4 protein-coding genes are annotated in these 6161 nt (G+C 54.2%); 3 read left to right on the top strand and 1 reads right to left on the bottom strand.

Annotation, left to right across the window (positions count from 1 at the left end; translation table 11 throughout):
- The first annotated feature begins 10 nt into the window (after positions 1-10).
- The 3 genes from hemX (at position 11) to ACW14G_RS15720 (ending at position 4717) form a co-directional block, all read left to right on the top strand.
- On the top strand, positions 11-1204 hold the full coding sequence (gene hemX, locus ACW14G_RS15710) for a uroporphyrinogen-III C-methyltransferase (protein ID WP_167577160.1): 1194 nt from the start codon (positions 11-13) through the stop codon (positions 1202-1204).
- A gap of 3 nt (positions 1205-1207) precedes the next feature.
- Positions 1208-2404 carry a protoheme IX biogenesis protein HemY gene (gene hemY / locus ACW14G_RS15715; RefSeq protein ID WP_163448165.1) on the top strand — a complete coding sequence of 399 codons (1197 nt, stop codon included), beginning with the start codon at positions 1208-1210 and terminating at the stop codon, positions 2402-2404.
- 660 nt (positions 2405-3064) lie between these two features.
- Entirely contained in the window at positions 3065-4717 is a 1653-nt protein-coding gene (locus tag ACW14G_RS15720; protein WP_249022497.1) for an arylsulfatase, read from the top strand.
- Positions 4718-4762: 45 nt separating this feature from the next.
- Here the strand turns inward: ACW14G_RS15720 and ACW14G_RS15725 are convergent, their stop codons facing one another.
- Complete coding sequence (locus ACW14G_RS15725) at positions 4763-5998, bottom strand: anaerobic sulfatase maturase (RefSeq protein WP_249022498.1); 1236 nt, start codon at positions 5996-5998, stop codon at positions 4763-4765.
- Positions 5999-6161: the final 163 nt, after the last annotated feature.

Here is a 6161-nt window from a genome sequence, read left to right on the forward strand (position 1 = left end):
GGAAGCCATAATGACGGAACAAAAAGAAAACTCCGCCGTGGTTGAAGAATCCGGGGACGTCGTGAACACCACGCCGCAACCCGAGGTCCGTAAGCCAGAAAATGCTGAGAAGAAAAATACCGGCGGGAAAACCAGTCTGGTGCTAAGCGCCGTTGCTATCGCCATCGCGCTGGCGGCGGGCATCGGTCTGTACGGCTGGGGTAAACAGCAGGCCGTCAACCAATCCACCACCAGCGATACTCTCGCCAATCAGCTCATCGCGCTGCAAAAAGCGCAGGATGCGCAGAAAGAGGCGCTGGAAACCACCATTAAACAACAGGCCGAACAGCTTGATGCGGCGAAAGCCCAGCAGAGCGAAATGGCCAAACAGTTGGATGAAGTGCAGCAAAAAGTGGCTGCTATCTCCGGCACCGATTCAAAAACCTGGCTGCTGGCCCAGTCCGATTTCCTGGTGAAGCTGGCCGGGCGCAAGCTGTGGAGCGATCAGGACGTGACCACCGCTGCCGCACTGCTGAAAAGCGCGGATGCCAGTCTCGCGGACATGAACGACCCCAGTCTGATTACCGCGCGCCGGGCAATTACCGAAGATATCGCCAGCCTTTCCGCCGTGTCGCAGGTTGATTTCGACGGCATCATTCTGAAGGTGAACCAGCTTGCTAATCAGGTGGATAACCTGCGTCTGGCGGACAACAATACTGACGATTCGCCGATGGACAGCGACGATGGCGAACTGTCGGCTTCGCTCAGCGAGTGGCGCGTCAATTTGCAAAAAAGCTGGCAGAACTTTATGGACAGCTTTATTACCATTCGCCGCCGCGACGAGACCGCCGTTCCGCTGCTGGCGCCGAACCAGGATATCTACCTGCGCGAGAACATCCGCGCTCAACTGCTTGCCGCCTCGCAGGCAGTGCCGCGTCATCAGCAGGAAACCTACAAGCAGGCGCTGGATAACGTCTCGACCTGGGTACGTGCCTACTATGATACCGATGACGCCGCCACGAAAACGTTCCTGAACGACATCGATCAACTCAGCCAGCAGAGTATCGCCATGGACGTTCCGGAAACCCTGCAAAGCCAGCCGATTCTGGAAAAGCTGATGCAGACCCGCGTACGTAACCTGATGGCACAGCCGGCTGCCGCTCAGCCTACGGCAGAGCAACCGGCCGCCGCAGAGCCTGCGCCAGCCCCAGCGCAAGGAGAGTAATCGATGCTTAAAGTCTTATTACTCTTTGCACTGCTGATTGCCGGCGTGGTGGTCGGCCCGATGATTGCAGGTCACCAGGGGTACGTGCTAATTCAGACCGACAATTACAACATTGAAACCAGCGTCACCGGGTTGGTCATCATCATGATTCTGATCATGGTGGTCCTGTTCGCGCTGGAATGGATTCTGCGCCGCATTTTCCGTACCAGCGCCCATACCCGAGGCTGGTTCGTGGGCCGTAAACGCCGTCGCGCACGCAAGCAGACCGAGCAGGCGCTGTTGAAACTGGCGGAAGGCGACTATCAGCAGGTTGAAAAGCTGATGTCGAAAAATGCCGATCACGCGGAACAGCCTGTCGTCAACTACCTGCTGGCGGCTGAAGCCGCGCAGCAGCGCGGTGACGAAGCGCGCGCCAATCAACACCTACAGCGTGCAGCGGAAAATGCCGGTAACGATTTGATCCCGGTTGAGATCACTCGCGTCCGTCTACAGCTGGCGCGTCATGAAACCCACGCGGCGCGCCACGGTATTGATAAGCTGCTGGAAATCGCCCCACGCCATCCGGAAGTACTGCGTCTGGCCGAGCAGGCCTATATTCAGACCGGGGCCTGGAGTTCGCTGCTGGATATCATCCCGTCAATGGCGAAAGCCAACGTCGGCGATGACGCCCATCGCGCGGCGCTGGAGCAGCAGGCGTGGATTGGTCTGATGGACCAGGTACGCGCCGACCAGGGCAGCGAAGGGCTGCGTGACTGGTGGAAGAATCAAAGCCGTAAAACGCGTCATCAGGTGGCCCTGCAGGTTGCCATGGCGGATCACCTCATTGAGTGTGACGATCATGACACCGCACAGCAGATCATCATCGACGGCCTGAAGCGTCAGTATGACGATCGTCTGGTGATGTTGATTCCTCGTCTGCACACCAATAACCCGGAGCAGATGGAAAAACTGCTGCGCCAGCAGATCAAAACCGTAGGCGACCGCCCGCTGTTGTGGAGCACGCTGGGCCAGTCGCTGATGAAGCACGGCGAGTGGCAGGAAGCGAGCCTGGCGTTTCGCGCCGCGCTTAAGCAGCGTCCGGATGCTTTCGACTATGCCTGGTTGGCTGACACGCTTGACCGCCTGAAACAGCCGGAAGAAGCCGCTGCCATGCGCCGGGACGGGCTGATGCTGACGCTGCAGAACAACCCGCCAGCGTAATCTACGCGCTAGCAAAAAGGGGCCGAATGGCCCCTTTTCTTTTTTACCCATAAAAAAACGCCCGCTCTTTTTGGGAGCAGGCGTTAAACAGGTTTAATTCGACAACTAATGGGTGCTTCACTCAACGTTATGTCCATGGTGTCTGATGAGGCAAAAGCGACATCTGTCAGTGGACGATAAGCACCGTCAATGGCTCTGCGTCATTCCTGAGTTTATGAGGCACAAGGCGAACATAAGAGATGGAATGAGCATCTACGCGGCGCATTATGTCATAAAATTTTGAGAAATGACATGTCTGGTTAAAGACAATATCGTCTTTTTTAACTCATCAAAAAACATGCCATCGCAGTCATTTCACTTTGCCGTTTTATTTAACCATAATAATAAGCCACGGCAATATATAAATAATAAAACCAGATACCAATATCGGCCTCATTCATGCGGCAAATTATTTAGAAATTAGTAACAATTGATTATTAATCCATTATCGCACCTGCGCTGTCATTATATTTACAGCAGAAGAAATTAAGGTATACGATTCTTCACAGGCAACGCCAGCCGTTGCTGTAATCTTTTATCCATAATTATTAGATAGTTGTTTTAACCTTCTTATCCAAGGCTGTTGTATCTATCAATAATATATTACCTGGAGATTATATAATGGATTTATCTTTCCCACGTAAGCTGCTGGCTGTAGCTATCATTACGGCGCTTCCTGCGTTTGCTAATGCGGTAGATACACCTGCGGTAGCGACAGCTAAGCAAGGTTACTCCGGTTACGATCACCCTAATCAATATCTGGTAAAAAAAGCGACATCTATTGCCGATAATATGATGCCGGTAATGATGCACCCCGAACAGAATAAAGAGGCGCAGCAAAAGCTGGCCGACATCGAGAAAAAAACCGGAAAAAAACCTAACGTTATCATCTTCATTCTGGATGACGTAGGTTGGATGGATGTTGGCTTTAACGGCGGCGGTGTCGCGGTTGGCAACCCAACTCCGGATATCGATGCCGTTGCCAGTCAGGGGTTAATTTTGACTTCTGCTTACTCGCAGCCCAGCTCCTCTCCCACGCGCGCCACCATCATGACCGGTCAATACTCGGTACACCACGGGATTCTGATGCCCCCGATGTATGGCATGCCCGGGGGGCTGGAAGGGTTAACCACCCTGCCGCAATTGCTGCACGATCAGGGTTATGTCACTCAGGCGATCGGTAAATGGCACATGGGCGAAAATGAAGGCTCGCAGCCCCAGAACGTCGGCTTTGATGATTTCCGCGGGTTTAATTCGGTCTCTGATATGTATACCGAGTGGCGTGACGTCAACGTGAACCCAGAGGTTGCGCTAAGCCCATCTCGCTCCGAATACATTAAAAATCTGCCGTTCAGTAAAGATGACGTTCACGCGGTACGAGGCGGTAAACAGGAAGCGATTGCTGACATTACGCCAAAGTATATGGAGGATCTCGATCAGCGCTGGATGCAGTACGGCGTAGACTTCCTCAACAAGATGGCGAAAAGCGATAAGCCTTTTTTCCTGTACTACGGCACGCGCGGCTGCCACTTCGACAACTACCCTAACGCCAAATATGCGGGAAGTTCACCGGCGCGCACATCCTTTAGCGACTGCATGGTTGAAATGAATGATGTGTTCGCCAACCTGTATAAAACACTGGAGAACAACGGTCAGTTGGATAATACGCTGATCGTCTTCACCTCCGATAACGGTCCGGAAGCGGAAGTCCCACCGCATGGCCGCACGCCGTTCCGGGGTGCAAAAGGCTCTACCTGGGAAGGCGGCGTCCGCGTCCCCACCTTCGTTTACTGGAAGGGGATGATCCAGCCGCGTAAGTCCGACGGTATCGTCGATCTGGCGGATCTGTTCCCAACGGCGCTGGCGTTGGCCGGTAAACCGGGAGCGGAAGTCTCTAAACTGGTACCCAAAACCACCTTCATTGACGGGGTCGATCAGTCCTCATTCTTCCTTGGCAGCAACGGGCAGTCTAACCGCAAGGCGGAACACTACTTCCTCAACGGCCAGCTCTCTGCCGTGCGTATCGATGAGTTTAAATATCATCTGCTGATTCAACAACCGTATGCCTTTACCCAAACCGGCTATCAGGGCGGCTTCACCGGCGCGGTGATGCAGACGGCAGGAAGCATGATGTTTAATCTGTATACCGACCCACAGGAAAGCGAATCTGTTGGCATCCGTCACATCCCTATGGGCGTGCCGCTACAGACCGAAGTACATGACTACATGGCTATCCTGAAAAAATATCCGCCAAAAGTTCAAATCAAGCTCTGACAGCCGCACTGATCCAGCTCGCCGGAAACATCTCCGGCGAGCTGGCTATTTGTGCGATGGGAATACCCGCTGCGCCTTCATGATGTCGCTGGCCGGGCGACCGCTGGCAAGCAGATCGCGCATCGCTTTCAGATACGGAGGCAAATGACGGAAGTAGTGGCGGAAACCTTCACACAGGTAGTTTTGCTCACCACCCTCCGTTGGGATAAAGCGATGCTTAGGGCAGCCGCCCCAGCACGCCCTCAGCACTTCACACTGCTTACAGGCCACCGGCAGGCGGGCAAATTTATCGCGCCCAAACTGTTCCTGCTCAGAGGTATCAACCATCTGCGCAAAGCTGTGTTGATGGAGATTGCCGAGCTGGAATTCCGGGTAGACATAGTGATCACAGGCATAAACATCACCGCTGTGCTCAACGACGATCGAGCGCCCGCAGGTGGGCTGATGATGACACACCGCACCGGGCGCGCCGACAAAGTTGGCAAAAGCCCACTCAATGTTCATCACAAACACTTTACCGACGTCGCGCTGGATCCAACGGTCAAAAATCGCGGTAAGAAACTCACCGTAGGCTTTCGGGCGAACGGACCAGGCCGTGACCCTCTCTGCTGAATGCTCACTCCCTGGCCCCTGCAGCGAAAGCCCCACATTGGCTTCCCGCGGGCCAGCCAGACGCTCGACGACCGGGATAAACTGGATGAATTCCACGCCGGATTCACACAGAAAATCATAAACTTTAAGCGGTTGCTGTGCGCTTTGGCGGTTCACGCAGACCAGAACATTGTAATCAACACCGTGTTTTTGCAGTAGCGCCAGCGCGCGCATCACCAGCTTGTGCGTGGGCTTGCCGCCTTTTGTCAGACGATAGGCGTTGTGAATCTCCGCCGGACCATCCAGAGACAGGCCGATTAAAAAACGCTGTTCGCGGAAAAAGAGGCACCACTCGTCATTCAGCAACACGCCGTTGGTCTGAAAACTGTTGCTGATGCGTCGACCCGCGCCGTATTTAGCCTGTAACGCCACCGCGCGACGATAAAAGTCGAGCCCCAGCAGCGTCGGCTCGCCACCCTGCCAGGTAAAGGCCACTTCAGCCTGCGCTTCAACGGCGGCAATATAGTTTTTGATGTAGGCCTCCAGCGTCTGGTCACTCATGCGTGAGCACACGTCGGGGTAAAGCGCTTGCTTCTCAAGATAAAAACAGTAGGTACAGTTGAGGTTGCAGTCAGAGCCGCTGGGCTTGGCCATCGCGTGAAACGCGCGGATTGGGATCTGTTGGGGCATCGTCTCGCCATCCTTATGCACGGGAATGCTTCATCATAGTGAAGCATTTCTCAGCGAAAGGGGCGTTTTTTGCGCATGGCGAGAAATTCGGAAATGTGCTTGGAACGAAGAAAACAAAAAACCCCGCCGAAGCGGGGTTCAAAATTGGTCGGCGAGAGAGGAT

Source organism: Kluyvera sp. (genome assembly GCF_965301105.1).